Below are 26862 nucleotides of genomic sequence, written 5' to 3'. Positions count from 1 at the left end.
GCAGGACCGGGCTTGCACGCCGGGTTTTCTGGTCATCACGCTGGTTCTTCGATCGTGCTAACTGTTCCGCGGAAAACCGAGGTCGATGCCGCCGTGGCTCGGATCGAGCCAGCGGGAGGTGATCGCCTTCTCCTGGGTGAAGAAGGCGAAACCGGTGGGGCCGTAGGCTTTCGCGTCGCCGAACAGCGACGCCTTCCAGCCGCCGAAACTGTGGTAGGCCACCGGCACCGGGATCGGCACGTTGACGCCGATCATGCCCACGTTCACCTGCCGCTGGAAGCGCCGCGCTGCACCGCCGTCGTTGGTGAAGATGGCGGTGCCGTTGCCGTAGGGCGAGGCGTTGATCAGCTCGACGGCCTGCTCGAACCCCTCGACCCGTACCACCGACAGGACAGGGCCGAAGATCTCGTCGCGGTACACCGCCGAGCTCACCGGCACCCGGTCGATCAGGGTGGGGCCGAGCCAGAAGCCGTTCGGGTCGCCGTCGAAGCTCGACTCGCGCCCGTCGACCACCAGCTTCGCCGCGTCGGCGACAGCGGTGTCGAGGTAGCCGGCCACCTTGTCGCGGTGTTCGCGGGTGATCAGCGGGCCCATATCGCAGCCGCGGCGGCCGTCGCCGGTGCGCAGGTCCTTCATCCGCTCGGCGATACGCGCCACCAGGTCGTCGGCGACGGACTCGGTGGCCAGCACAACGCTGACCGCCATGCACCGCTCGCCCGCCGACCCGAATCCGGCGTTGACGGCGGCGTCGGCGGCCAGATCGAGGTCGGCGTCGGGCAGCACCAGCATGTGGTTCTTCGCCCCGCCGAGGGCCTGCACGCGCTTGCCGTTCGCGCTCGCGGTCCGGTACACGTACTCGGCGATCGGCGTCGAGCCGACGAACGAGATGGCCCCGACCTCGGGATGGGTGAGCAGCGCGTCCACGGCCTCCTTGTCGCCGTGCACCACATTGAGCACCCCGGCCGGGAGCCCGGCGTCGGCGGCGACCTCGGCCAGCCAGTTCGCCGCCGACGGATCCTTCTCGCTCGGCTTGAGCACGACGGTGTTGCCCGCCGCGATGGCGATCGGGAAGAACCACAGCGGCACCATGGCCGGGAAGTTGAACGGGCTGATGATGCCGACCACGCCCACCGGTTCGCGCACCGAGTACACATCGACCCCGGTCGAGGCGTTCTGGCTGAACTCGCCCTTGAGCAGGTGCGGCATCGACAGCGCGAACTCCACCACCTCGAGCCCACGCGCGATCTCCCCTGCCGCGTCGGCGAGCACCTTGCCGTGTTCGGCGGTGAGGATCTCGGCCAGCGCGTCCTTGCGGGCATTGAGCAGTTCGCGGAAGTTCAGCAGGAAACGGTGCCTGGTGGCGATCGAGGAATCGCGCCAGCCGGGCAGCGCGGCCGCGGCGGCCTTGACCGCGGCGTCGACATCGGCGGCCGTCGACATCCGGACCGTACGGCGCGGCACGCCGAGGGCCGGGTCGAATACCGGTGCGGTACGGGTGGATTCACCGGTCCACGGCTTGCCGTCGACCCAGTGCTCGAGTGTGTCGGTGGGATGCGTCATCGGATCTCCAAAGGGTTGGCCAGTACTTCACTCAGCGCGGCGACGGCCTCGGCGACCTCGGCCTCGGCGACCACGCAGGGCGGGACGAAATGAATCCGGTTGTCGGCGCCGAACACCAGCACGCCCCTGGCGGCCAGCCCGGCCTTGATCCGCGCGATGGTGGCGGCGTCGACCGGCTCGCGGGTCGCCTGGTCGGCGACCAGCTCGATCGCCCAGAACACGCCTTCGCCCCGCACCTCGCCGACGATCGGATGCTCGGCGGCGAGCTTGTCCAGCGCGGGGCCGATCACCGTGCGCCCGATCCGCTCGGCGTTGTCGACGATGCCCTCGGCGGCCATGGTGTCGAGCGCGGCCACGATCGAGGCGGCCGCCAGCGGATGCCCGCTGTAGGTCAGGCCGCCGGGGAAGACCCGGTCGTCGAAGGTGGCGGCGATGGCGTCGGAGATCACCACGCCGCCGACCGGCACGTACCCGGAGTTCACGCCCTTGGCGAAGGCGATCAGGTCGGGGGTGACGCCGTAGCCGTCGAACGCGAACCACCGTCCGGTGCGGCCGAATCCGCACATCACCTCGTCGAGGATCAGCACGATGCCGTAGCGGTCGGCGATGGCGCGCACCCCGGCCAGATAGCCGGGCGGCGGCACGAGGATGCCCGCGGTGCCTGGCACGCTCTCCACCAGGATCGCCGCGACGGTCTGCGGCCCCTCGGCCTGTACCACCCGTTCCAGATGCCGCAGCGCGCGTTCGCTCTCCTGTTCCGGCGTCTGCGCCCAGAACTCGCTGCGATACAGGTAGGGGCCGAAATAGTGGACGTGGCCGCGCGCGTACTCGTTCGGCATCCGGCGCCAGTCGCCGGTGGCGACCACCGCCGCACCGGTATTGCCGTGATAGGACCGGTAAGCCGAGAGCACCTTGTCGCGACCGGTGTGCAGGCGCGCCATCCGGATCGCGTTCTCGACGGCGTCGGCGCCGCCGTTGGTGAAGAACACCTTGTTCATGCCGTCCGGGGCGCGCTCGGTGATCCGCGCCGCCGCCTCGCCGCGCTGCAGATTCGCCACCGCCGGACCGATGGTGGTCAGGCGGGCGGCCTGCTCGGCGATCGCGGCCGTGACCACCGGATGCTGGTGTCCGATATTGACATTCACCATCTGACTGGCGAAGTCCAGGTACTCGCGGCCCGCGTGGTCCCACACCCGGCAGCCGCGGCCACCGGCCAGCACCATCGGATCCAGGCTCGCCTGCGCCGACCACGAGTGGAACACGTGGGCGCGATCGAGTTCGTAGGCGCGTGCGTCCAGGTCGACGCCGACCGTCGCCCCGGTCATGCCGACACCGTCGTCGCGGTGACGGCCTGGCGCAGCCGCGGGATCACCGTCTCGCCGTAGACACGCAAGGTCTCCTCCTTGTTGTCGTGTTGCAGATAGCCCGCGAACTGGTCGACGCCGAGATCGGCGAGGGCCCGCAGTTTCGCGATGTGCTCCTCGGGGGTGCCGAGCACGCAGAAACGCTCGACGATCTCGTCGGAGACGAAGTCGGCGTGGGTGTTTCCGGCTCGGCCGTGCTCGTTGTAGTCGTAGCCGTGCCGATCGGCGATGTAGTCGGTCAGCGCCTTCGGAACGCCGCCGCCGGTCCCGTACCTGGTCACGATGTCGGCGACGTGGTTGCCGACCATGCCGCCGAACCAGCGGCACTGCTCACGCATGTGGGCGCGATCGGTGCCGATGTACATCGGCGCGGCGACGCAGATCTTGATCGAATCCGGGTCGCGGCCGGCGGCTTTCGCCGCGGACCTGACGGTCCCGATCATCCATTCGGCGATATCGAGATCGGCCAGTTGCAGGATGTAGCCGTCGGCGACCTCGCCGGTCAGCGCCAGCGCCTTCGGCCCGTACGCGGCGACCCAGACCTCGAGGGACGAGCCGGTGCTCCAGGGGAATTGCAGTGTGCTGCCGTTGTATTCGACCGGGCGCGAGTTCGCCAGTTCGCGGATCACGTGCACCGATTCACGCAGGACGGCCAGCGTGGTCGGCTTCCCGCCACCCACGCGCACCGCCGAATCGCCGCGGCCGATCCCGCAGATCGTGCGGTTTCCGTACATCTCGTTCAGCGTCGCGAACAGCGAGGCGGTGACGGTCCAGTCCCGAGTCGCCGGATTGGTCACCATGGGTCCCACCGTGATCCGCTTCGTCTCGTGCAGGATCTGGCTGTAGAGCACATACGGCTCCTGCCACAGCAGATGCGAATCGAAGGTCCACAGGTGGCTGAAGCCGTACGCCTCGGCCAGTTTCGCCAGGTGCACGGTGCGCGCGGCCGGTGGATTGCACTGAAGTACCGCTCCGAATTCCATGGCGTCTCCTCAGATCAGGTACTGACACGGGTCACGGCGCACGAACTTCCCGTCGCCCTTGCGGCCCCGATATTCGCCGTCGGCCACCAGGACCTTGCCGCGGGAGAGCACCACGTCGACGTGACCGTCGATCTCGTAGCCCTCCCAGGCCGAGTGGTCCATGTTCATGTGGTGGGTCTTGCCCATCCCGATGGAGGTGTGGCCGTTCGGGTCGTAGACCACGATGTCGGCATCGGCGCCGGGGGCGAGAACGCCCTTGCGGCCGTAGAGGCCGAACATCCGGGCCGGGGTGGTCGAGGTGATCTCGACCCAGCGCTCCAGGGTGATCCGGCCCTCCACCACGCCCTGATACATCAGGTCCATCCGGTGCTCCACCGAGCCGATCCCGTTGGGAATCTTGGAGAAATCACCGATTCCCATGTCCTTCTGTCCCTTCATGCAGAACGGGCAGTGATCGGTGGACACCATCTGCAGGTCGTTGGTGCGCAACGCCTGCCACACCTGGTTCTGGTGGTCCTCCTCCCGCGAGCGCAGCGGCGTCGAGCACACCCATTTCGCGCCCTCGAAGCCCGGCGCGCCGAGGTTGTCCTCCAGCGAGAGATACAGATACTGCGGACAGGTCTCGCCGAAGACGTTGCGGCCACGATCGCGGGCCGCGGCCAGCTGCGCCACCGCCTGTTTCGCCGAGACGTGCACCACGTACAGCGGCGCGCCGGTGAGGTCGGCGAGCATGATCGCGCGGTGCGTGGCCTCCTCCTCCAGCTGCCAGGCCCTGGCCACTCCGTGGTAGTACGGATCGGTCTTGCCCTGGGCGAGCAGCTGTTCGACGAGCACGTCGATGGCCGGACCGTTCTCGGCGTGCATCATGGTGAGCAGCCCGGTGTCGGCGCCGGTCTGCATGGCCCGCAGGATCTGCGCGTCGTCGCTGTAGAACACGCCGGGATAGGCCATGAACAGCTTGTAGCTGGTGATGCCCTCGTCGGGCAGACGCCGCAGCTCCGCCAGCGACTCCTTGTTCACCTCGCCGATGATCTGGTGGAACGAGTAGTCGACGGCGCACTGCCCGGCGGCCATCTCGTGCCAGGTCTGCAGGCTCTCCGGCACCCGCTCACCGAACTTCTGCACCGCGAAGTCGATGATCATGGTGGTGCCGCCCCAGGCGGCGGCCCTGGTGCCGGTCTCGAAGTCGTCCGCGGCTGTGGTGCCGCCGAACGGCATCGACATGTGCGTGTGCGCGTCGATACCGCCGGGGATGACGTACTTGCCGCTGGCGTCGACGACCGTGTCGACGGTCTCGGCGAGGTTCGCGCCGAGCACGGTGCTGCCGGGTTCGAGCAGCGCGACGATGCGTTCACCGTCGACCAGCACGTCGGCCGCGCCACGCCCGGTGGCGGAGACGACGGTTCCGCCGGTGATCAAAGTCGTTGCCATGCTTACCCTCCCGTACTCAGGGCGCCACGATGGCGTCGTAGGAATCGGGGCGGCGGTCGCGGTAGAACTGCCAGTCTCCGCGCACTTCGCGCACCACATCCAGGTCGATGTCGCGGATTACCAGCTCGTCGGTGCCGGTGGAGGCGATGTCGCCGACGAAGTTGCCGCGTGGATCGACGAAATACGAACTGCCGTAGAAGGTCACCGCGTCGTCGCCGAATTCGGCTGTCTCGGTGCCGATCCGGTTGTTCGCGGCGACGAAGTACTGGTTCGCCGCGGCGGCGGCCGGCTGTTCGAGTTCCCAGAGCCGGTTCGACAGACCTGGTTTGGTGGCAGAGGGGTTGAACACCAGTTCGGCGCCGCCGAGTCCGAAGGCGCGCCAGCCCTCCGGGAAATGGCGGTCGTAGCAGATGTAGACGCCGATCTTGCCGACCGCGGTGTCGAACACCGGATAGCCGAGATTGCCGGGGCGAAAGTAGAACTTCTCCCAGAAACCCGGCAGGTTCGGAATGTGGTGCTTGCGGTATTTGCCCAGGTAGCTGCCGTCGGCATCGATCACCGCCGCGGTGTTGTACAGCACCCCTGGCTGCTCTTCCTCGTACACCGGGAGCACGATCACCATCTGATGCGCCCGCGCCAGTTCGGCGAACCGCTCCGTGGTCGGGCCAGGCACCGATTCGGCGTATTCGTAGTACTTCTTGTTCTGCACATTGCCGAAATACGGCCCGTAGAACAGTTCCTGGAAGCAGATGACCTGCACTCCAGCGGCCGCGGCCTCCTCGACGAAGCCCTCGTGCTTGGTGAGCATCGACTTCTTGTCGCCGGTCCACGTGGCCTGGGTGATGGCTGCCTTGATTGTCGTCACCTGTCGATCTCCTACCGAAGTTGGTTATGTTATCTTCGACGGTAAACATTTCCTGAATATTTCAGTCAGTGCCGGAAGTGTAAATCTCGCATCGAGATCGAGAAGTGGAAATGAACGACCGGATTCAGATCGATGACCCGACGCCCGCCGGGATCGCCGGGGCCATCGCCCGCCTGATCACCAGCGGAGAGCTGCGTCCGGGTGATCGGCTGCCGACGGTGCGGGAGCTGTCAAGCCGTCTGGGCGTGAGTCCGGCGACCGTCAGCCACGGCTGGCGGGCACTGGCCCAGGCCGGGCTCGTCGTTTCCCGGGGGCGCAGCGGCACCTTCGTCGCCGAGGGCGGACACCGCCCACGGCCCACCTCCCGCACCGACGGTATGACCAAGGGCGCCACCTCGGCGCGGCTCGACCTCTCGCTGGGCACCCCCGACCCGCTGCTGCTCCCCGAGATCGGCACGATCCTGTCCCGGCTGGCCACCGGTGCCGAGACCACCGACTACCACCAGGCGCCGGTGGTACCGGAGCTCGGCCGGCTACTGCAGGCCGACTGGCCGACCAAGTCCGGAGCGCTCACCGTGGTCGACGGGGCCATGGACGCCGTCGCCCGCAGTCTGCAGGCGGTCGTCCGCTTCGGCGACCGGGTGATCGTGGAGGACCCCACCTTCCCGTACATCCTCGACTACCTCGACTCCATCGGCGCCGAGACCGTCCCGGTCGGCATGGACGAACAGGGGCTGCTACCCACCGAATTCGCCCGCGCACTGGCTACCGGGGCCACCGCGGCAGTCCTGCAACCGCGTGCGCAGAACCCGACCGGCGCGTCGATGAGCGCCGACCGCGCCGCGGAACTGGCCGACATCCTGCGTCGCGGCGAACACCGGTGCATGGTCATCGAGGACGACCACTCAGGTCCGGTGGTGCCCGCTCCCGATGTCAGTCTCGGGCGCTGGCTGCCCGACCAGGTGCTGCACGTGCGCAGCTACTCCAAATCGCACGGGCCGGATCTGCGGATCGCGGCACTGTCGGGCCCGGCGGAGGTCATCGACCGGATCGTCGCCACCCGGGTACTCGGCCCCGGCTGGACACCGCGCATCCTGCAGCGACTCCTGCACGAGATGCTGCGCGACGAGACCGTCACCCGCACCGTCGAATTCGCTCGCGACCAGTACCAGGCCCGGCGCCGGGCCCTGGTCACCGCGCTCGGCGCCCACGGTGTGCGGGTCGCGGACGGCCAGGGCCTCAACGCGTGGCTACCCGTCGCCGACGAGCGCAGCGCCCTGGTCCACCTGGCGGCCAACGGCATTCGGGTCGCACCGGGCGGACCGTTCTTCGCCGCCGATCGCGGACACCCCGAGGCGGTGCGTGTCACCATCGCACCGCTGACCGACGCCGTCGACGAGGTGGCCGCCGTCCTCGCCATGGCCGCGCGCCCCCGCCAGGCCGAGTACTTCTCGCTCGGCGACAGCACACACTGAGCGCGAACGACGGAAGCCCGCCACCGAATCCGGTGACGGGCTTCCTTACCGGCCGAAACCGGGAACTACCGACTTACTTGCGCAGGGAGGCCGGGACCTCGAAGCGCGAGCCGAACTTCTTCGCCAGCTCGTCGGCGCGGGCCACGAAGGCCTCCTGGCCACCGGGGTAGCCCACGATGAACTGGTGCGAGCCGCCCGACCAGGCCGGGAAGCCGATGCCGAAGATCGAGCCGATGTTCGCGTCGGCGGTGCTGGTGAGCACGCCTTCGTCGAAGCACTTCTGGGTCTCGATGGCCTCGGCGAACATCATGCGGTCCTTGAGGTCCTGGAAGGTGACACCCTCCGGGAGCTCACGCTGCGAGTTGTAGATCGAGCGCAGCTCGTCCCACAGGCCCGTGGCCTTGCCGTCGACGTAGTCGTAGAAGCCAGCGCCACCCAGCTTGCCGGTGCGGCCCTGCTCGTCGACCATCTTGTTGATGACCTCGGCGGTCTTCGCGGACGCGGCGTTGAGCTCGCCACCGGCAGCAAGGATGGCCTCGGAGGTCTCCTTGTAGATCTTCTGCATGGTGGTGAAGTTCAGCTCGTCCGACAGCTTCAGCGGCGCGGCCGGGTAGCCGGCCTGCAGGCCCGCCTGCTCGATGGTGGCCGGGTCGACACCCTCGGCGACCATGGAGATGGCCTCGTTGATGAAGGTGCCGATCACGCGCGAGGTGAAGAAGCCACGGCTGTCGTTGACGACGATCGGGGTCTTCTTGATGGCGAGGGTGTAGTCGTACACCCGGGCCAGCGCCTCGTCGGAGGTGTTCTTGCCCTTGATGATCTCCACCAGCGGCATCTTGTCCACGGGGGAGAAGAAGTGGATACCGATGAAGTCCTCGGAGCGCTTGACGCCCTCCGAGAGCAGGGTGATCGGCAGGGTCGAGGTGTTCGAGCCGAGCAGGGCATCGGCGTCGACGATGTCCTCGATCTCCTGGAAGACCTTGTTCTTGAGCTCGGGGTTCTCGAACACGGCCTCGATCACGAAGTCGACGCCCTTGAAGTCGGCGGCGTCCGCGGTCGGGGTGATGCGAGCCAGCAGCGCGTCGGACTTCTCCTGGGTGGTCTTGCCACGCGAGAGCGCCTTGGCCTCGATGGCCTCCGCGTAGCCCTTGCCCTTGACGGCGGCCTCGATCTTGACGTCCTTGAGGACGACCTCGTAGCCGGCCTTGGCCGAGACGTAGGCGATGCCGGCGCCCATCATGCCGGCGCCGATGACACCGATCTTCTTGATCTCACGCTTGGGCACATCCGCGACGGACGGACGCGAGCCGCCACCGTTGATGTGGTTCAGGTCGAAGAAGAACGCCTGGATCATGTTCTTCGCGACCGGGCCGGTCAGCAGGTGCGTGAAGTAGCGACCCTCGATGGTCAGCGCGTTGTCGATGTCGACCTGCGCGCCCTCGACCGCCGCGGCCATGATGGCGCGCGGGGCGGGCATGTTGGTGCCCTTGATCTGCTTGCGCAGGTTGGCCGGGAACGCGGGCAGGTTCGCCGCGAAGGCCGGGGTGGACGGGGTGCCGCCGGGGATCCGGTAGCCCTTCTTGTCCCACGGCTGCGCAGCCTCGGGGTTGGCCGCGATCCACGCCTTGGCGGCGGGCAGCAGCTCCTCGACGGAGGAAACGACCTCGTCGATCAGGCCGATTTCCTTGGCCTTGGTGACGCGGTGACGCTGGCCCTGCAGCAGCACCTGCATCAGCGCGTTCTGCAGGCCGATCATGCGCACGACGCGGGTCACGCCGCCGCCACCGGGCAGCAGGCCGAGGGAGACCTCGGGCAGGCCGATGGCCGAACCCTTGACGTCGGCCGCGACGCGGTAGTGGGTCGCCAGCGCGATCTCCAGGCCACCGCCGAGGGCGGCGCCGTTGATGGCGGCGACGACCGGCTTGCCGAGCTGCTCCAGGCGGCGCAGCGGGGCCTTGACGCCGTCGAGCATCGCCACGACCTCGGCCGCGTTGTCCGGGCCGACCTGCATCATGTTCTTCAGGTCGCCGCCGGCGAAGAAGGTCTTCTTGCCGGAGGTGATGACGACACCGGTGATGTCGTCCTTCTCCGCCTCGAGGCGGTCGACGGTCGCGGCCATCGAGGTGATGTACGCGTCGTTCATGGTGTTGGCGCCCTGGCTGGGGTCGTCGATGGTGAGGACGACCACGCCGTCGGCGTCCTTCTCCCAGCCGATGATGTTGTCAGTCATAGTTTTTCGTTCTCTCCTATGAGAAGTTTCGGCCGGGAATCAGACGCGCTCGATGATGGTGGCGACGCCCATGCCGCCGCCGATGCACAGGGTGATCAGGCCGTAGCGCGCGTTGCGACGCTCCAGCTCGTCGAGCACCGTGCCGGTGATCATCGCGCCGGTGGCACCCAGCGGGTGGCCCATCGCGATCGCGCCGCCGTTGACGTTCAGCTTCTCGTCCGGGACGTTGAGGTCCTTCTGGAACTTCAGCACCACGGAGGCGAACGCCTCGTTGATCTCGACGAGGTCCATGTCCTCGATCGTCAGGCCGGCCTTGGCCAGTGCCTTCTTCGCGGCCGGGGTCGGGCCGGTCAGCATGATGGTGGAGTCGGCGCCGGAGGTGGCGGTCGCGACGACGCGGGCGCGCGGGGTCAGACCCGAGGCCTTGCCTGCCTCCTCGTTGCCGATCAGCAGCAGGGCGGCGCCGTCGACGATGCCCGAGCTGTTGCCACCGTGGTGGACGTGGTTGATCTTCTCGATGTAGGTGAACTTCTGCAGCGCGACGGCGTCGAAGCCACCCATCTCACCGATGCCGGCGAAGGAGGGGTTCAGCTTGCCCAGGTCGGCGGCGGTGGTGCCGGGACGCATGTGCTCGTCGTTGTCGAGCACGACGAGGCCGTTCTGGTCCTTGACCGGAACGATCGACTTGGCGAAGTAGCCGCCGGTGGTCGCCGCGGCGGCCAGCTCCTGCGAGCGCACGGCGTAGGCGTCGACGTCATCGCGGGAGAAGCCCTCGATGGTGGCGATCAGGTCGGCCGAGATGCCCTGCGGCACGAAGTAGCCGTCGTAGTTGGTGGCCGGGTCCAGCGCCCAGGGGCCGCCGTCGGAGCCCATCGGCACGCGCGACATCGACTCGACGCCACCGGCGATGACGAGGTCGTCGAAGCCGGAGCGAACCTTCTGCGCAGCCAGGTTCACAGCCTCGAGGCCGGAGGCACAGAAGCGGTTGAGCTGGAAGCCACCGACGGTGTCGGGCAGACCCGCGATGGTGACCGCGGTGCGGGCGATGTCCATGCCCTGGTCACCGACGGGGGTGACGACACCGAGGATGAGGTCCGAGATCTGGTCCTCGTCGAGGTTGGGGAAGCGGCCACGCAGCTCCTGGATCAGACCAACAGTCAGATCGATCGGCTTGACCGAGTGCAGCGAGCCGTTCTTCTTGCCGCGGCCGCGCGGAGTGCGGATGGCCTCGTAGATGTAGGCCTCTGTGGTCATATCGGAGTGTTTCCTTCCTTGGGGTGCGGTGGCCGCACGAACGCCACGACCATCCGTCCTGACGCCGTACAAATCCCGGCAAGCACCAGCGGAGCATAGAACCATGCCCATCCGGCGTTCCCGGCCACCCGTTCATACTACCGTGGTGTGCGAACTCCGGTTAACTTAACGTGGTCCGGCGGGTGGCTGTCAACCATCCAGACTCTTCGCTCCGAGCTCGTTGCGCAGCAACGCCAGAGCGACCTCGTCCGGGTCCTGCCGATCACCGGGCGCCACCGGCACCGCCGCGGCGGCCAGCATCTCCTGCTCCTCTTCCGGCGTCGGCGGCGCCAGCACCGCGTCACCCGGCCTGCCACCGCGCCCGGAATCACCACCGGACCGGCCCGAATCCGACCCGTACCCCTCCTCCGGACCCGGGTCGTCGGGTAGATCGGGGAAGTCGGGCGGCGGGATGTCGTCGTCGGACACCGGCTTGGCCTGCCCCGACGCACCCGCCTGATTCCCGTTGGCCTGACTCGGCCGGGAGAACTTCGGCCGCCCGGCCGGCTTGGCCTCACCCCGCGCCGGCGCGCTCGCCACCTTCGCCGCCGGACGCGGCGCGGGCGCCCCCGTCTCCCAGCGCACATCCAGCTCGCGCCCGAGCACCGCGCGCACCGCCGACCGCACCGCCTCGATATTGCGCGGATCGGACAACCGCTGCGCCAACGGCGGACTCTGATGCGCGAACACGATCACATCACCCTCGGCCCGCGACACCGCCGCCCCCGACAACAGAGCCTGCAACGTCGGCCCGAACTCCCGCACCTTCCCCTTGATCTCCGCCCACGCCCCGTCGACCAGCGCGACGAGATCTTCCACCGGGGCGGCGGGCGCCTGCGGGGTCACAGCCGCCTGCTGGGCGGCGGGTGCCTGCGGGGCTCCTGCCACCTGCGAGGCCGAAGCTACCTGGGAAGCCCCTGCCATCCCCGAAGCTGCAGCTGCCTGCGAAGCCGAAGCCGCCTGCGAAGTGGCAGCCGCTTCCGAAGCCGCCGTGGCCCCGACCGCCTGCGAGCCGGCAGCTCCCTGGGGAGCCGCGGGTGCCTGCGTGGCGGCGGGCGCCGGTCGGCCAGCGGATGGAGACGGAGCCTGCGGGGGCGAATCAACTTGCAGTGCTGGGTTTTCCGAGCCATCGGCGTACGTTTCGCCAGATGGCTGGGTGCCCAGATCGGCAACTCGCGACGCGGGCACGGCCGTGTCGCCTGTCGCCGACCCGGCGTCCGGGCTAGCCGGGGCGGCGGCATCGGCCAGCTGCTCCTGGATGTCGATCGACCGCCCGGCAGACGACCCCGTGTCACCCGCAGGACCGACTCCGACTCCGGCTTCTGCCGAAGATGCCTGAGAGACAGAGTTTTCCGACGCCACGCCGTCGACAGGCTGTGCGGCAGTCCCGCGCACGGGCTGAGCCGTCGGCGGATTCTGTTGCGCGCCCGGCGGATTCTGCTGCGTGGCAGCCGAGCTCTGCTGCCCGACAGGCGGGCCCTGCTGCTCGACAGACGAGCCCTGCTGCGAACCCGGCAGGTTCTGCTGGGCACCCGGCTGGTTCGGCTGCGCGAACGGCGCGCCCTGCTGCGAACCCAGCACGTTCTGCTGCGCGGGCGGCACGTTCTGCTGCGCAGGCGGGGTCGCCGGAGCCTGCGCAGCAGGCTCGACTGCGGCAGCGGGGGTGCCTGCCACAGCCGCAGGTTGTTGACGGGTCGGCGCGGGCGATCCCGGTCCGCCTGCGGCCGCTTCCTTTTCGGCGCGGGCAGCAGCGAGAAGTTCCGCGCCGCGGCGGCGAGTCTCCCCACCTGCGGCGGGTGCGACCGGACGCTCAGCCGGTGCGGACGCACGCTCGGCGGGCGGTGCACCGGCGGCGGGGCCGGGGCGCGCGGGAGCGGCGGGGATGGCACCGCCCGCGAATCCGCGCTCCAGGCGTTCCAGGCGCTGCAACGTCGCGGACTCGGTGTCGGAGACCGAGGGCAGGAGCATGCGGGCGCAGATGACCTCGAGCAGGAGGCGGGGGGCTGTCGCGCCGCGCATTTCGCCGAGGCCCTCGTGCAGAAGTTCGGCGTAGCGGGTGAGGGTGGCGGGGCCGAGGCGTTCGGCCTGCTCGCGCATGCGGTCAAGGACGTCGCCGGGGCCGGAGACCAGGCCGCGCTCGACGGCGTCGGGGACCGCGCGCAGCAGGATCAGGTCGCGCAGGCGCTCGAGCAGGTCGACGGCGAAGCGGCGCGGGTCGTGGCCTGCTTCCATGACGCTGTCGATCGTGCGGAACAGCGCGGCGCCGTCGTCGGCGGCCAGCGCGTCGATCGCGTCGTCGATCAATGCCACGTCGGTGACGCCGAGCAGCGAGACCGCGCGCGGGTAGGTGACACCATCGGGCCCGGCACCGGCGAGCAGCTGGTCGAGCACGCTCAGGCTGTCTCGCGGCGACCCCCCACCGGCCCGGATGACCAGCGGATACACCGCCTCCTCCACCGGCACGTGCTCCTGCTCGCAGATCTTGCCGAGCAGGCCGCGCATGGTGGCCGGCGGCAGCAGCCGGAACGGATAGTGGTGGGTGCGCGAACGAATGGTCGGGAGCACCTTGTCCGGCTCGGTGGTGGCGAAGATGAAGATCAGGTGGGCGGGCGGCTCCTCGACGATCTTGAGCAGCGCGTTGAAGCCGGCCGTGGTGACCATGTGCGCCTCGTCGACGATGAACACGCGATAGCGCGACTCGGCGGGCGCGTAGAACGCGCGATCGCGCAGCTCACGGGTGTCGTCGACGCCACCGTGGCTGGCCGCGTCGAGCTCGATGACGTCGAGATTGCCCGCACCGCCGGGGCCGAGCGCCACGCAGGAGGCGCAGACCCCGCACGGCGTCGAGGTCGGGCCCTCGACACAGTTGAGCGAGCGCGCGAGGATACGCGCGGAGGAGGTCTTACCGCAGCCGCGCGGACCGGAGAACAGATACGCATGGCTGATCCGTCCGGTATCCAGCGCCGTACTCAGCGGGTCGGTGACATGCTCCTGACCCACTACCTCAGCGAACGTCGCCGGTCGATACTTCCGGTACAGAGCCACGGCCCACAGGCTACCGCCGCCCACCGACAGGCGGATGAGCGGCCGACGCGTCGCCACGTCTCCCGGAACTCGTCGCGAAACTGTGACACAAATCACAGTTCAAGTACAGGTTTGGACAAGGCGGGCAAACCCGGTCGGCCGGGCGCAACAGCTAAGCAATCGACTGCCCGCCACGCGGCGAATCCAGCCTGGATCGGCGATCGATCCTGGTTACGACGAGAATGCGTACTCCATCCCCGATTGACCAGGACTTTCTGGATGTAACGAAACAATCAATGGTCGTGACACCAGCGCAAGCCGCTGGCTACCGTGGACCTCGGCAACTTCGGTGGCCAAACCTTCATCAGGTTGGTGGCCCCGGCCGGTCCCTCATCCCGGCCGGGGCACAACCTTCGCGCACCGTATCGCTCCCCCACCGCCGACCGGAGGAACGTTTCACCGTGCTGTCGTGTGATGACATCGCAACCGCCTGGCTCGCCCACACCGACTTCGCGGGCGACCACGCCGCTGTCGGCCTGCTGAGCAGGGCGATCAGCCCCCAGGACTTCGACATAAAGCGCGATTCGCTGCCCGTCGCCGCCGCGGCGGACCCGGCGACCGCCGCGGCCATCCTGCAACTGCTCGAACGCGGGCAGGTGCCGACGATGGCGGCGATCCGCACCCTCACCGCGCAGAACGAGATGCGCCGCGAGGCCGAGCGGATCGAACGCCTCGGCAGGCGCGCGCAGCGCAGCATCGACGAGTTCGGCCGCATCCTGGCCAGACTCGCCGCCGCGCACTGGTCCGCGCACGATATCGGCCCGACCAGGCGCGACATCCTCGCCGACGCCGAGGTCACCGAGCTCATCGCCGAGCGGGTCGGCGAGATCGCGCCGTCGGCGGTCAAGCATCTGTGGCTGATCGAGCGGGCGCAGCGCGCGGGCTGGATCGCCTCCAACGCGAGTCCCGGTTCGCTGTGCCCGGCCCGCCGCTGGCACACGACCAAGTACGGCAATCGGGTGTCGCAGAAACCGGTCAACATGATCGGGAAGCTGGTCGCGGGTTTCGTCGTCGAGCACACCGCCGAGCGAGGCAGGCCACCGAGCTGGGCCGCGCTCGCCCGTGATTTGCGCGACGACCGCGGCAGGCGGGTCTTCTTCGACGTGGCCGACGCGCACGCCCAGCGGCGCTGGCTGATCACCGCCGAATGGCTCGCCGACGGCGATGACCAGCCCGTTCCCGGTAAGCGCGGCACGAGGGCACTGGCGAAGGAGAACCGGAGCTAGAACCCGGCCGACACCAGCGCACGCGGTGAGCATTCGGTAATTTCCACGCAACGCAATCACGCGTGGAAGGAGTTACCGTGCCCGCAACGATCGATCCCGCGGCCACCGCCTGGCTACTCGCGGCTACCGCCATGGTGCTGTTGATGACGCCGGCGCTGGCCGTTTTCTACGGCGGGATGGTGCGCTCCACCGGCGTGCTGAACATGCTGATGATGAGCTTCATCGCGATCCCGCTGGTCACCGTCGTGTGGCTGGTCGCCGGGTACAGCCTGGCCTTCGGTGACGATGCGGGCGGCGGCCTCATCGGCAACCTCGAGCACGCGGGCCTGGCCGGAATCAATCCCGGCTCCGTGCGCGGCACGATCCCGGAACTGCTGTTCGTCACCTTCCAGCTGACCTTCGCGATCCTCACCGCCGCCCTGGTCTCCGGCGCGATCGCCGACCGCGCCAAGTTCGCGGGCTGGATGGTCTTCGTTCCGCTGTGGACGCTGGCGGTGTACGCGCCGATCGCGCACTGGGTGTGGGGACCCGACGGCTGGCTGTTCGATTTCGGCGCGCTCGATTACGCGGGCGGCCTGGTGGTGGAGATCGCCTCCGGCGCTTCGGCCCTGGCACTTGCCCTGGTGCTCGGCCCGCGCATCGGCTTCAACATCGACGCGATGCGCCCGCACAATCTGCCGTTCGTGCTGCTCGGCGCCGGTCTGCTGTGGTTCGGCTGGTTCGGTTTCAACGCCGGTTCGGCACTCGGCGCCACCGGCACCGCGGCCGCGGTCTTCCTCAACACCCTCGTTGCGGGCAGCCTCGGCATGCTCGGCTGGCTGATCGTCGAACAGATCCGCGACGGCAGGCCGACCACCTTCGGCGCGGCCTCCGGCGCGGTCGCCGGTCTGGTCGCGATCACCCCGTCCTGCGGCGTGGTCAACACCCTCGGTGCGGTGATCGTCGGCCTGGCCGCCGGCATCGTATGTTCGTTCGCGGTCGGCTGGAAACACAAGGCAGGCTATGACGATTCGCTCGACGTGGTCGGCGTGCACTTCGTCGGCGGCATCGTCGGCACGATCCTGATCGGCCTGCTCGCCACCGAGGTGATGACCGGCGGTGTGAACGGCCTGCTCTACGGCGGCGGCTTCACCCAGCTCGGCAAGCAGCTCGTCGCGGTCCTTGTGGTCGCGGCGTACGCGTTCGCGGTGTCGTTCGTGATCGGCAAGGGCATCGACAAGGTCATCGGCTTCCGGGTCAGCAAGGAAGACGAAACCGCGGGCATCGACTTCGCCCTGCACGCCGAGACCGCGTATGCCGAAGGCGTGCACGGCAGTTCCCCCCGCCGGTTCGGCGAGGGCTGATCCGCCTCTCCGCGTACTCAGGCCAGACTCGCGCATCCACACCAGCAACGTCGGCGGCCGACTGTCCAGCGCGGGGTGAGTCAGCCCGTGCCCGGCGAGTTACCCATGTGCTCGGGAAATATCGCGGGACTCGTCAGCTCACTTCGCTTGCGCCGGCCGTGAAGGTGTTGCATTTGGGGGTGAGATTCTGGTCGAGGCCTGCCTCGAACCACTGACCACCGTGCTCGGAGGTGCCGTGATCGCGCATGTCACCCGGCCCGTCACCGCGGCCGTAGGAATCCTTGGTGGCGACGGTGACCTGCGCGGCCGACAGCGAACCGCCGCCCTTCGACGAGGCGATGAACATGCCGTCGAAGCAGTTGGCCTGCAACTCGACTCGGCGCGAGAGCTCGAGGCCCTTGGGTGAGCGGGCGCCCGCGTCGACGCGTTCGCTGTTGGCCTTGCGCAGGATGCCCGACTGGGCCTGCACGTGGTGGCCGTACTCGTGCGCGAACACCGACAGGTACACGACCCAGTTGTCGCGGAACTGGTCGGTCTGCAGCTGGCTGATCGGCATGTAGATGGTCTTGTTCGCGGCGCAGTAGAAGGCGGCGAAGTTGCTCGTCGAGCCGGTGCACGGGGTGGTGATGCCCGCGGTGGTCGCGGTGACGCTCAGCGTCGGCGACTCGAACGGCAGATTGTTCTCGGCCAGCAGCGGTTTCCACGCCGATTCCAGGCAGCGGGCAGCCGATTCGAAGAACGCGCGCGCCTTGTCGACCTGGGTGCTCCACGGCGCGTAGTCGCAGGACGCCGGAACCAGGGTGCCGTCGGCGTCGGTGAGCAACGGGTTGTCGCTGGTCGCCGCCGGTGCGGTGCCGGGCTGCGGCTCGTAGGTGGTGCTCGGCTTCGGGCCGATCGCGCCGATCCCGACGTCGATTCCGGTGTTGACGGCGAACTTCACCAGGCCGCCGACCACCAGGAAGACGATCACGAGGAACAGCGAGGTCAGGCCGCCGCGGCGCTTACGCGGCGGCGGGGTCGGGCGGCCGGGCGGGCCGTAGGGCATCGGCGGCGGACGGTAGCCCGACGGCGGACCGTAGCCCTGCCGCGGTCCATAACCCTGTGGATAACCCTGGGGCTGTTGATAACCGGGCGGGCCGTAGCCGGGCTGTGGTCGATAGCCCGGCGGCTGGCCATAGCCAGGGGGCGGCGGAACAGGTCGTCCACCTGGGCCGACCGGGCCATAACCGTACGGTGGTTGGGTCACGTCCCCCGTACCCCCTCGTCTAGTTCGTCGCCGACAGCCGCTGACGCAGGATAGCAAGCTGTCTAGAGTAAGCAGCCATGCTGACTTTTCGGGGGGGCGCCGCAGGCGCGCTGCTGCTCGCCGCGGCGGGTGTACTCGCGGCCCTGCCGGTAGCCAACACGGAGCCCGCGCCGATCGGCGTCACGATCACCGCCGACCTCACGCTGACCGAAGCCGGTGTGCTCGAGGTCACCGAGACGGTCGGTGTGCCCGCCGACGGAAATTTCACGATGGCACTTCCCTTGCGCCTCAAGGTCGGTGACGACGTCGAACGCGTTTTCAAGGTCACCGACGTCACCGCGAGCGGCGCCGGCACCGCGACCACGGTCGACGATCAGTTCGTCGTCGAAGCGAAGCCGGGTGAATCCAAGTTCACCTACTCGGTGCACAACACCGTCTCCGACGTACCTGGCACCCAGGTGTTCCACTGGCTCGGCGTGGTCGGCGCCGATATCGCCGCGCTCGATGTCTCGGTGATCAGCCCCAGCTATCAAATGGGCATCGTCGACTGCAAACTCGGACCGGCGGGCAATGCCAAGCCGTGCGCCGATGTGCACACCGAACCCGACGGCGTGCTGTACCTGAGCCAGCGCGATCTGCGTAAGGGCGACGCGATCGATCTCACTCTGCAGCTGCCGCCCGGCACCGTGCCGGCCAACGCCGATGTGCGCGGCGGCGATTCGAACGGGTTCTTCGCCTTCACCGCGCCCGTGTTCGCCGCCTTCGGCGCGCTGCTGCTCGCCCTGGCGGGCATGATCGCCTACGTGCTGCTGGCCAGGAAGCGGGCCGCCGCGGCGCTCGCGGGCAGCGACGCGTTCGAACCCCTTGTCCAGCAGGGCGGCCGGGTCGACTTCACCTCGCCCGACGGCGTGCTGCCCGGCGAGGCGGGACTGCTGCTCGACGAGCACGTCGACCCGGTCGACATCGCCGCGACCGTCGTCGATCTCGCCGTCCGGCGCTACCTGTGGATCACGCCGGTGAACGCCCGCGGCGAGGACGACTGGCGGATCAGCCGGGTCAACGCGCCCGACGACCAGCTGCGCGACTACGAGCGCGTCGTCTACGACATGCTGCTACCCGAGGGCACCGACACCGTCGCCGTCCGCGAACTCCGCGCGCCCGGCCGCATGCAGCTCGAGCCGGTCCGCGCCGCCATGCGCGCCGACGCGGTCGCCACCGGCGCCTTCGCCGACCCCAAGCAGCGCGCGCTCCCCCGCTGGATCGGCGTCGCCCTGATCGCGCTCGGCGTGATCGCCACGGTCACCCTCGCGCTGACCTCCGGGCACGCGCTGGTCGGCGTCGCCATCGCCCTGGCCGGTGTCGCGGCGGTCCTGCTGCCCAACTACCTGCCGACCAGGACAACCCTCGGCGACACCGTCGCCGGGCGTGTCAGGGCCATGCAGCGCGGGCTGGATGCCGTTGCCCGCGAGCAGATCCCGCCGATCGATCAGGAAACGGTCTTCTCCCGCGCCCTGCCGTACACGGTGATCAGCGGCCGGGCCGACAACTGGATCCGCGCCTTCCGCGACATGGACCCGTCGGCCGACTCCCAGCCCGGCCTGTACTGGTTCGCCGGCTACGACCGCGACCGCAACCTGCACCGCTTCGCCGGCCAATTCCCGTTCTTCATCACAGCGTTGGAAGGTGCGTTCAACCCCCGCTGAGCGGACGGTTCGCGGCCCTCTCGAGGGCTCGCGAACCGCCTGCTAGATCCTGCGGATGGCCGCCAGCGGGTCCGCGTAGAGCGCGCTGAGCGAGGTGACCACCGCGGCGAATTCCTGTACCTTGCCGCCGAATCCGCTGATCCGGATGTCGGTGGGCGGCAGCTGGGTGCTCTGTGTGAACGCCCTCGCCACGTGCGGCAGCGCGGGCCGGTAGCCGGTGAAGGCCTGGCCGCCGAGCACGACCCGGTCGGGGTTGAGCATGTCGCGGACCAGGGCGACGGTCTGGCCGAGCATCGTCGCCCGCTCCGCGAGCAGCTCGCGCGCGCCCTCTGACCCGGATTCCGCTGCGCGGTAGAGGTCGGCGATGGTCGTGCCCGCGGTTCCGTTGTGCGCCGGGATGATTCCGCGGCCGACCGCACGGGCCTGCAGGGCCCGGTCGCCGACGGTCACTTCCAAGCAGCCACGTCGCCCGCAGGTGCACTGCACGTCGGAGCCGGTAGGCAGGTGCGCGATGGAACCGGGACCGTTGTTCGGGGTGTGCACCCGGCCGTCGAGAGTGACGGCGATGCCCGCGGTCTCGCGGACATAGAAGTAGAGGCTGCTGCCGTGCTGGGTGGCCGGCAGTTCGGTGTCGGGTTCCGGCCTGCGCGCGTCGAAGGTCGGCAGCAGCAGTTCCGAGGCGGCCATCGCCTCGACGTGCGGGGCCACCGAAACCGGCAGTTCCAGCACATCGCCGAGGACCTGCCCGATCGGCGCGCCCTTCCAGTCCAGCTTGGGATGGTCGACCACGCCGGTGTGCGGATCGACGCGCCCGCCGATGGCAACGCCGGCCCACAGCGGTGTGCGCCGATGCCAGCGCTGCAGGAACGCCTTGGCGCTGCGGGCGACGGTGGTGACCGCGAACTCCTGGCCGGTCTGCGGGGTCGCGATGGCGAGACCACCGAGAATGCGTCCGCGCAGGTCGGCCGCGACGATCTTGGTCGCGGCGGCGCCGACGTGGATACCCAGCGTCAGATAGGCCTCGTGGTCGATCTCGAACGGCACCCGGGGCCGCCCGACCGCGCCGGCGGCGGTCAGATCGGGACGCTCCCGCAGCAGACCCGCCGAAAGCAGCGACGCCACTTGCCGATTCACGGTGGCGATGCTCAAACCCGTGGCCCGCGCTGCGTTGTCGCGCGAGACCGGCCCGGAGGCGGCGGTCCGCAGCACGGCGGCGGCGGGGTTGTCGCTGCGGCGCAGCTCAGGGGCGACCACGGGACGCGAAACCCGGGGACGACCGGCGGCCGCCCGGCTGACGGGGCGATCGATGATGGGAGTAGACATATGAAGTTCCTTGCTGAAATCCCGTTGTCCCAACGGAATTGCCGACACGTATGGCGTGGCAGCTCGCGAGCCGGAGACGGCCCAGCTGCAGCATCAGGAACGACAAAGTTCACGCGTCAACGGCAACCGCAGACCCAGCGCGGCGGTCACGTAGGTGACCCGCTTGGCGGTGAGATGGTTGCCGGACATAACAATCAAGTTAACACCGAATCCGGACCCATCCAAGCCGAACCGGCGGATTGTGCCGCGCGGCACACCATTTCCCCAGGTCAACACCCCTGTCGTGGGAGCGCAAAAGCGCCCCATCCGGCGGACCGGATGGGGCGCTCGCGCGTTGCTCGGCTACTTGGCCGGTGCGGTGAAGGGTGCGTTGATGGTGGTGAAGTACTGGATCGCCGCACCGATCGCCACCGGAGCAGTGACGAAGATCTGACCGGCCAGGGTGCCGAGGGCGCCGACGGCGATGATGCCACCGATGCAGCCGACCACGGCGGCGGGCAGGAACGGGCCGAACAGACCGATGATGGTGGCCGCGGCGACGGTGGTGCCGACGATGCCGCCTAGGACGCAGCCCACCGTGGCGCCACCGAGGCCGCCGACGAGGGTGCCGACCGCGGCGCCGAGCGAGATGGTGGAGGTCAGTCGCGACCAGGCCGCGACCTCACGGTCGTATTCTGACTTGAACGGCGCCTTGTCCTCGAACGGCAGGGCGACCGGCTTGTAGACCGCCTTGGCCGGGTCGAGCTGCGGGGTCAGGGTCGCGGTGTTGCCGGCGATCTCGGCCGCGATCGGCAACTCGAAGTCGTCGAGCCGGAACGACAGCGGAGTGGCCGCGACGGTCGTGCCGTCGGCGGCCTTCACCTTGAACGCGCCTTCCTCGACGACCAGCGAACCCGCGTCGGTGGTGATGACTGACGTGCCGTTCACTTCCTGGGCGGTGAAGCCGACGGGAGCATCGGCCTGCGGGGCCGGCGCCGCGACCGAGGTGCCCGTGGCAACACCGGTTGCCATGGTCAGGAGCGCCGCAACCACGGCGAGCTTCCTCATCTTCATAAAACTGCCAATCCCTCATCTGTCGTGGAGCTGTTCGAGAAGCAAGCTTCGAGCAAACCCACGCTGGTGACGAGGGAAAAACGCAGGCAGATCGTAACTAGGAATTCATACCGGCGGACTTCGCGGCCGCTTTCGCCTGTTTCTTGAATTCCCTTACTTCGGCGAGTGTTTCGGCATCGACCACATCGGCGACCGAGCGGCGCGACCCTTCGTCGCCATAGGATCCGGCCGCTGCGCGCCAGCCGTCGGGATGCACGTCACGCTGCTTACCGAGCAGCGCGAGGAAGATCTTCGCCTTCTGCGCGCCGAATCCGGGCAGGTCCTGCAACCGGCGCAGCACCTCTTTGCCGTCTGGATCGCCCTCGGTCCAGATGTTGGCGGGCACGCCGTCGTAGTGCTCGATCACGTACTGGGCCAGCGCCTGCGCGCGCCGCGCCATCGACCGCCCGTAGCGATGGATGGCGGGCGGCGTCGCGGCGAGTTCCTCGAATTCGGCCGGATCGGCGCCGGCGATCCGGCGCAGATCGAATCCGTCCATGCGCTCCGCGAGTTTGCGCGGACCCCGAAACGCGTGCTCCATCGGATACTGCTGATCGAGCAGCATTCCCAGCAGCAACGCGAAATCATCGGTGCTCAGGAGTTCGTCGGCCTCAGGGTCCTGCGCGAGACACAGCGTACGAGTCATACATTCATCGTGACACAATTCACCTATAGCCTCTGAGTCCATGCTCACCAGGACCGAGGTTCCCACGATGGCGGTAAGTATGACCGACTACACCCCACGCCCTGACCGCTTCGATCAAGCGGGCAAGAACCAACTGATCGACGCTCATGACCTGGAGGTCACCCAGCCCGGGATGCGCAGGCTACGGGCCTGGAGCCACCATGCGCTCGGCTTGCGGCCGGGTGAGAGTGCCCTCGACATCGGATCCGGTACCGGCTCGGAGGTGTTCGTCTTCGCCGACGCCGTCGGGCCGACCGGCACCGCTGTCGGCGTCGAACCCGATCCGAACCTGATCGCCTCGGCCGAGCGCAGGGCCGAGGAACATGGCTCGGCCGCGACCTTCGCCACCGGTGACGCCTACGGCCTGCCGTTCGGCAACGACACCTTCGACGCGGTGCTCTGCGAACGGGTGTTCCAGCATCTGACCGCGCCTGCGCGCGCCGCGGCCGAGATCGCCAGGGTGCTGCGGCCAGGTGGCCGCGCGGTGGTGGTCGACAGCGACTGGAAGACGGCGATCGTGCATCCGGGCGACCACCGGGTGGTCGGCGCCGTGATCGACACCCTGATCTCCTCGACAACGAACCCGCTGTCCGGGCGCAGGCTGGCCGGTCTGCTCAGCGATGCCGGCCTGGTCGTCGACGAGATCGGTTCGCACGCGCTGGTGCAGGACCGCAGTGTGGGCGCGGGCGCGCTGGTCAGCCGGATCGCCGAGCTGGCCGTGCTGCGCGGGACGATCACCGCCGCCGAGCGGGATCAGCTCGTCGCCGACCTGCAGGCGGGCGCCGATCGCGGGGATGTCCACATCTCGGTCACCATGTTCGGCGTGCTGGTGCACAAGCCTTCCTGAGCCGAAGCCGGGCGCGCGGGTGTGCGCGCCCGGCTCGTAGAACTCAGTGCTGGGCGAGCAGTTTTTCTGTCGCTGCGAGCAGCACACAGGTAGCCAGGCCGTCCATCGCCTTCTCCAGTTCCGGCAGCTGCGGGAAGGAGGGGGCGATGCGGATGTTCTTGTCCTCGGGGTCGTTGCCGTACGGGAACGCCGAGCCGGCGGCGGTGAGGGCGATGCCCGCGTCCTTGGCCAGCGCGATCACCCTGGCCGCCGTGCCCTCGAGCACGTCGAGGCTGATGAAGTAGCCGCCCTTGGGCTCGGTCCACGACGCGACCTTGGAGGCGCCGAGGCGATCCTCCAGAATGCGGCGGACCAGCGCGAACTTCGGCTCGAGCAGCCTGCGGTGCTTCTGCATGTGCTCGCGCACGCCCTCGGCGTCGGTGAAGAAGCGCAGGTGCCGCAGCTGGTTGAGCTTGTCGGGGCCGATGCTCTTCTTCGCCGCGTGCGACAGGTACCAGTCCAGGTTCGCCTTGGACGCGCCGAAGAAGCTCACGCCCGCACCGGCGAAGGTGATCTTGGAGGTGGAGGCGAACACCAGCGGCCGGTTCGGGTTACCCGCCGCCGCGGCCATGCCGAGGACGTCGAGCACCGGCGCCGCGGTATCGGTCAGCGGGTGCACCGCGTAGGCGTTGTCCCAGAACAGCCGGAAGTCCGGCGCGGCGGCAGGCATCGTAACCAGCTCGCGGACAACCTCTTCGGAGAAGACGGCGCCGGTCGGGTTGGCGTAGTTCGGCACCGCCCACAGGCCCTTGATCTGCGGGTCGTTTGCCAGCAGCGTCGCGATGGCCCTGGTGTCAGGGCCGTCGTTGTTCATCGGGATGGTGATCATCTCGATGCCGAGCGCCTCGGTGATCGCGAAGTGCCGGTCGTAGCCGGGGGCCGGGCACAGCCACTTGATCGTCTCCTCCGCCGCCCAGCGGCGCGGCGAATCCGGGGCGCCGTAGAGCATGGCGAAGACGATGTTGTCGTGCATGAGCTCGAGGCTGGCGTTGTTGCCCGCGATCAGCTGCTCGACCGGGATGCCGAGCAGCTCACCGAAGATGGCGCGCAGTTCGGGCAGGCCGTTGAGACCGCCGTAGTTACGGCAGTCGGTGCCGGACCCGTCGCGGAAATCGCCGTCACCGGGTAACGCCAGTAGGGACGCGGACAAGTCGAGTTGTTCCGGCGATGGCTTACCTCGGGTGAGATCCAGCGTGAGCTTCTCGGTCTCGAGCTTCGCGTAATTCGCGGTCTGGGACTCGTGCTCGGACACGAGTTCCGCGTGGCTCATCAAACCGATCTGCGTTTGCCGGGGCATCCTGGGCAGCCTTTCGAAGCAGCAAGGTGGGGGTGCACGCTGCGCGTGCCGACACCCGCAACGTTACCCGGCGGTTGCTCGGAATCGGTGGGGTATCCGGGGCCGGATGAGGCTCGCACACTGCGAAGGTGCGTAGGCCGATCGATCAGGCGGGGATCCCCAGAAAATAAAGGGGACCCCGCGCACCCGGCAGAGCCCGTTGACCCTTGCTGCCTTCCGGCCCTGGGGGAGTTCACAGGATGCGCGCCGCGCGGGATCCGTCGGCCAGTGTAGCGGTTATCGGGCCGACTAGCGATCGGGGGGATCGAACAGCAGGTCGGCGGCGCGGGCCATGACCTGAACGCGGGTGCGGCCCTCGTGGTCGGCGGCGAGGAAGTGGCCGCCGATCACCGCGCAGAAGGCGAGCAGGCTGCGGGCTTCCACTTCGTCGGGATCATCGCAGAATTCACCGATCGTCTCGCGCAGCAGCGCCATTCGACGATTGTCGACCCGGCGCAGGCGCTCGGCGACGTCGTCGTCGCGGCGGGCCCAGTCGCGGATGGCGAGATCGATCGGCAGCAGCCGGTTGCTGGAGAAGGTGAGCACGCCCGCCAGCCGCGCCTTGGTCTTCGGGTCGACCCCCGCGTGCTCGACCTGCTCGATCACCTGGTCGACGGCCTCGCTCTCCCACGCCTCGAGCATGGCGACCAGCAGCGCGTCGCGATCGGCGAAATAGCCGTAGAACCCGCCCTTGGTGACGCCGATCCGCTTGGCCAATGCCTCCACCCTGACCGCGTCGACACCCGAGGAGGCCAGGACTTGCAGGCCTTCCTCGACCCATCTCGACCGGGGAGTTCGCGCGACGCCCACGACGTGTTCCACCTCATATCGCTCGGCTTCGACCGCCACCCGAGCGGCCCGAGCCCCCAGTGTACGTATCCGTATAGTCCATGGATCCGCCCTGACCGACCCGACCCGTTTTTACACCGGGGCACCAGGACCGCTATGCTGCTCCACGGAGGATTCGCCTAGTGGCCTATGGCGCTCGCCTGGAACGCGGGTTGGGTTAACGCCCTCAGGGGTTCAAATCCCCTATCCTCCGCCACAGCAGGGCCCTGATCGGTTCGCCGGTCGGGGCCCTGTTCGTTTAATCGGTGGATCTGTCGGTGGGCTTCCGTAGAGTGAGCCCCGACAGTGCGGGAGACCCCCACCACACCCACCGCCGGTGTCGCCGCCACGGTCACAGATGTGTGCGTGCCGACACAGTGGAGTGGGTACCCAACCCCAGTGCCCGTCCGTAAACGGACGGCGTGTGCCGGTCGATGTTTACCCGACGGCGCCCCTCGAGACTTCAGAAAGACATCATTCGTAGTGAATACAGCACCTGAAACGAGCATCGGTCGCGACGCGACCGGGCCGATCCGGCTGATGCTGCGTGACCGCCATGCCGCCACCGGCCCGATCGACGGCGCCTGGTGGCCGCGCACCGATCAGCCGATGACCGAGCTGCACCAGCTGGTGCACGCGGTATCGCCGCGCATCGGCAAGCTCGCCCGCCTCGGATTCGACTGGAACGCCGTCGATTCCGCTGACGACGCCAAGGGCGAGCAGGCCTCGCGCATCATGCACGTGGTCGGCAGCAATGGCGCCGCGCTGGCGCTGCTCGTCATCCCGGCGGCGACCGAGGCGCCCGCCGCCCGCAGCCAGATGCGCTGGGCGGCAGGCAAACCGCGCATCCAGGATCCCGCGCCCGCCGAATCCGCGGCCGACGGGCCGCGCACCCTCGTCCAGACTTAG

At 68.7% G+C, this 26862-nt stretch carries 20 protein-coding genes, 1 tRNA gene and 1 other RNA gene; 7 read left to right on the top strand and 15 right to left on the bottom strand.

Annotated elements, in window-relative coordinates:
• Positions 1-57: 57 nt before the first annotated feature.
• From ACFWF2_RS12740 to ACFWF2_RS12720, 5 genes are read right to left on the bottom strand one after another with little or no spacing between them, the layout of a single operon-like run.
• A complete protein-coding gene (locus ACFWF2_RS12740) occupies positions 58-1560 on the bottom strand; it encodes a CoA-acylating methylmalonate-semialdehyde dehydrogenase (protein ID WP_379307506.1) in 1503 nt (500 codons plus the stop codon).
• Entirely contained in the window at positions 1557-2885 is a 1329-nt protein-coding gene (locus tag ACFWF2_RS12735) for an aspartate aminotransferase family protein (protein ID WP_379307504.1), read from the bottom strand. Before ACFWF2_RS12735 ends, ACFWF2_RS12740 begins: the two co-directional genes overlap by 4 nt.
• Positions 2882-3907, bottom strand: a complete 1026-nt coding sequence (locus tag ACFWF2_RS12730; RefSeq protein WP_379307502.1) for a TIGR03842 family LLM class F420-dependent oxidoreductase — start codon at positions 3905-3907, stop codon at positions 2882-2884. The genes ACFWF2_RS12735 and ACFWF2_RS12730 overlap by 4 nt, the downstream gene beginning before the upstream one ends.
• Positions 3908-3916: 9 nt before the next feature.
• Positions 3917-5338, bottom strand: coding sequence for a dihydropyrimidinase (gene hydA / locus ACFWF2_RS12725; protein ID WP_379307500.1), 1422 nt, complete (start codon positions 5336-5338; stop codon positions 3917-3919).
• Between the two features lie 16 nt (positions 5339-5354).
• The gene (locus ACFWF2_RS12720) at positions 5355-6203 is read right to left on the bottom strand and encodes a nitrilase-related carbon-nitrogen hydrolase (protein ID WP_379307498.1); all 849 of its coding nucleotides are present in this window, start codon (positions 6201-6203) and stop codon (positions 5355-5357) included.
• Positions 6204-6313: 110 nt separating this feature from the next.
• On the opposite strand from ACFWF2_RS12720, the gene ACFWF2_RS12715 reads away from it, so the two are divergent.
• Positions 6314-7678, top strand: coding sequence for a PLP-dependent aminotransferase family protein (locus ACFWF2_RS12715; RefSeq protein ID WP_379307496.1), 1365 nt, complete (start codon positions 6314-6316; stop codon positions 7676-7678).
• Between the two features lie 73 nt (positions 7679-7751).
• On the opposite strand, the gene ACFWF2_RS12710 is transcribed toward ACFWF2_RS12715, so the two are convergent.
• From ACFWF2_RS12710 to ACFWF2_RS12700, 3 genes are all read right to left on the bottom strand, one after another.
• The gene (locus ACFWF2_RS12710; RefSeq protein ID WP_379307494.1) at positions 7752-9908 is read right to left on the bottom strand and encodes a 3-hydroxyacyl-CoA dehydrogenase NAD-binding domain-containing protein; all 2157 of its coding nucleotides are present in this window, start codon (positions 9906-9908) and stop codon (positions 7752-7754) included.
• 39 nt (positions 9909-9947) lie between these two features.
• Positions 9948-11162, bottom strand: coding sequence for an acetyl-CoA C-acetyltransferase (locus tag ACFWF2_RS12705; protein ID WP_379084394.1), 1215 nt, complete (start codon positions 11160-11162; stop codon positions 9948-9950).
• A gap of 189 nt (positions 11163-11351) precedes the next feature.
• Positions 11352-14246, bottom strand: a complete 2895-nt coding sequence (locus tag ACFWF2_RS12700) for a DNA polymerase III subunit gamma and tau (RefSeq protein ID WP_379307492.1) — start codon at positions 14244-14246, stop codon at positions 11352-11354.
• A 440-nt stretch (positions 14247-14686) separates the two neighbouring features.
• Here ACFWF2_RS12700 and ACFWF2_RS12695 point away from each other — a divergent pair, with 440 nt between their 5' ends.
• Positions 14687-15511, top strand: a complete 825-nt coding sequence (locus ACFWF2_RS12695) for a hypothetical protein (RefSeq protein WP_379307490.1) — start codon at positions 14687-14689, stop codon at positions 15509-15511.
• 77 nt (positions 15512-15588) lie between these two features.
• Positions 15589-16854 (top strand): ammonium transporter, encoded by a 1266-nt coding sequence (locus ACFWF2_RS12690; protein ID WP_379307488.1) that lies wholly within the window; start codon positions 15589-15591, stop codon positions 16852-16854.
• Positions 16855-16987: 133 nt separating this feature from the next.
• On the opposite strand, the gene ACFWF2_RS12685 is transcribed toward ACFWF2_RS12690, so the two are convergent.
• Entirely contained in the window at positions 16988-17899 is a 912-nt protein-coding gene (locus ACFWF2_RS12685; protein WP_379084406.1) for a neutral zinc metallopeptidase, read from the bottom strand.
• Positions 17900-18177: 278 nt separating this feature from the next.
• On the opposite strand from ACFWF2_RS12685, the gene ACFWF2_RS12680 reads away from it, so the two are divergent.
• Positions 18178-19803 (top strand): DUF2207 family protein, encoded by a 1626-nt coding sequence (locus ACFWF2_RS12680; protein WP_379307485.1) that lies wholly within the window; start codon positions 18178-18180, stop codon positions 19801-19803.
• A gap of 42 nt (positions 19804-19845) precedes the next feature.
• Here the strand turns inward: ACFWF2_RS12680 and ACFWF2_RS12675 are convergent, their stop codons facing one another.
• From ACFWF2_RS12675 to ACFWF2_RS12665, 3 genes are all read right to left on the bottom strand, one after another.
• On the bottom strand, positions 19846-21126 hold the full coding sequence (locus ACFWF2_RS12675) for an ROK family protein (protein WP_379307483.1): 1281 nt from the start codon (positions 21124-21126) through the stop codon (positions 19846-19848).
• Between the two features lie 342 nt (positions 21127-21468).
• Positions 21469-22179, bottom strand: coding sequence for a hypothetical protein (locus ACFWF2_RS12670; protein ID WP_379307481.1), 711 nt, complete (start codon positions 22177-22179; stop codon positions 21469-21471).
• Between the two features lie 97 nt (positions 22180-22276).
• Positions 22277-22864, bottom strand: a complete 588-nt coding sequence (locus tag ACFWF2_RS12665; protein WP_379307479.1) for an HhH-GPD-type base excision DNA repair protein — start codon at positions 22862-22864, stop codon at positions 22277-22279.
• Between the two features lie 79 nt (positions 22865-22943).
• On the opposite strand from ACFWF2_RS12665, the gene ACFWF2_RS12660 reads away from it, so the two are divergent.
• Positions 22944-23750 (top strand): methyltransferase domain-containing protein, encoded by an 807-nt coding sequence (locus ACFWF2_RS12660; RefSeq protein ID WP_379307531.1) that lies wholly within the window; start codon positions 22944-22946, stop codon positions 23748-23750.
• 43 nt (positions 23751-23793) lie between these two features.
• On the opposite strand, the gene ACFWF2_RS12655 is transcribed toward ACFWF2_RS12660, so the two are convergent.
• The 3 genes from ACFWF2_RS12655 to ACFWF2_RS12645 form a co-directional block, all read right to left on the bottom strand.
• Complete coding sequence (locus ACFWF2_RS12655; protein ID WP_379307477.1) at positions 23794-25086, bottom strand: aminotransferase class I/II-fold pyridoxal phosphate-dependent enzyme; 1293 nt, start codon at positions 25084-25086, stop codon at positions 23794-23796.
• Positions 25087-25253: 167 nt separating this feature from the next.
• Positions 25254-25348: signal recognition particle sRNA small type (gene ffs / locus ACFWF2_RS12650), an RNA gene on the bottom strand.
• 26 nt (positions 25349-25374) lie between these two features.
• Positions 25375-25947, bottom strand: coding sequence for a TetR/AcrR family transcriptional regulator (locus ACFWF2_RS12645; RefSeq protein ID WP_379307475.1), 573 nt, complete (start codon positions 25945-25947; stop codon positions 25375-25377).
• A gap of 135 nt (positions 25948-26082) precedes the next feature.
• Here ACFWF2_RS12645 and ACFWF2_RS12640 point away from each other — a divergent pair.
• Positions 26083-26170, top strand: a tRNA-Ser gene (locus ACFWF2_RS12640).
• 266 nt (positions 26171-26436) lie between these two features.
• Complete coding sequence (locus ACFWF2_RS12635; RefSeq protein WP_379307473.1) at positions 26437-26862, top strand: DUF5994 family protein; 426 nt, start codon at positions 26437-26439, stop codon at positions 26860-26862.

The organism is Nocardia sp. NPDC060259 (assembly GCF_042728775.1).
Classification (GTDB): Bacteria; Actinomycetota; Actinomycetes; order Mycobacteriales; family Mycobacteriaceae; genus Nocardia.
The sequence above is the reverse complement of the archived record's forward strand: the minus strand, read 5'-3'. Positions and strand labels throughout refer to the sequence as shown.

Excerpts from the sequence above, each read along its gene's own strand:
- ACFWF2_RS12740 (WP_379307506.1), bottom strand. The coding sequence starts at position 1,560 with ATGACGCATCCCACCGACACACTCGAGCACTGGGTCGACGGCAAGCCG.
- ACFWF2_RS12735 (WP_379307504.1), bottom strand. The coding sequence starts at position 2,885 with ATGACCGGGGCGACGGTCGGCGTCGACCTGGACGCACGCGCCTACGAA.
- ACFWF2_RS12730 (WP_379307502.1), bottom strand. The coding sequence starts at position 3,907 with ATGGAATTCGGAGCGGTACTTCAGTGCAATCCACCGGCCGCGCGCACC.
- hydA (WP_379307500.1), bottom strand. The coding sequence starts at position 5,338 with ATGGCAACGACTTTGATCACCGGCGGAACCGTCGTCTCCGCCACCGGG.
- ACFWF2_RS12715 (WP_379307496.1), top strand. The coding sequence starts at position 6,314 with ATGAACGACCGGATTCAGATCGATGACCCGACGCCCGCCGGGATCGCC.
- ACFWF2_RS12710 (WP_379307494.1), bottom strand. The coding sequence starts at position 9,908 with ATGACTGACAACATCATCGGCTGGGAGAAGGACGCCGACGGCGTGGTC.
- ACFWF2_RS12705 (WP_379084394.1), bottom strand. The coding sequence starts at position 11,162 with ATGACCACAGAGGCCTACATCTACGAGGCCATCCGCACTCCGCGCGGC.
- ACFWF2_RS12685 (WP_379084406.1), bottom strand. The coding sequence starts at position 17,899 with ATGCCCTACGGCCCGCCCGGCCGCCCGACCCCGCCGCCGCGTAAGCGC.
- ACFWF2_RS12680 (WP_379307485.1), top strand. The coding sequence starts at position 18,178 with ATGCTGACTTTTCGGGGGGGCGCCGCAGGCGCGCTGCTGCTCGCCGCG.
- ACFWF2_RS12675 (WP_379307483.1), bottom strand. The coding sequence starts at position 21,126 with ATGTCTACTCCCATCATCGATCGCCCCGTCAGCCGGGCGGCCGCCGGT.
- ACFWF2_RS12670 (WP_379307481.1), bottom strand. The coding sequence starts at position 22,179 with ATGAAGATGAGGAAGCTCGCCGTGGTTGCGGCGCTCCTGACCATGGCA.
- ACFWF2_RS12665 (WP_379307479.1), bottom strand. The coding sequence starts at position 22,864 with ATGACTCGTACGCTGTGTCTCGCGCAGGACCCTGAGGCCGACGAACTC.
- ACFWF2_RS12660 (WP_379307531.1), top strand. The coding sequence starts at position 22,944 with ATGACCGACTACACCCCACGCCCTGACCGCTTCGATCAAGCGGGCAAG.
- ACFWF2_RS12655 (WP_379307477.1), bottom strand. The coding sequence starts at position 25,086 with ATGCCCCGGCAAACGCAGATCGGTTTGATGAGCCACGCGGAACTCGTG.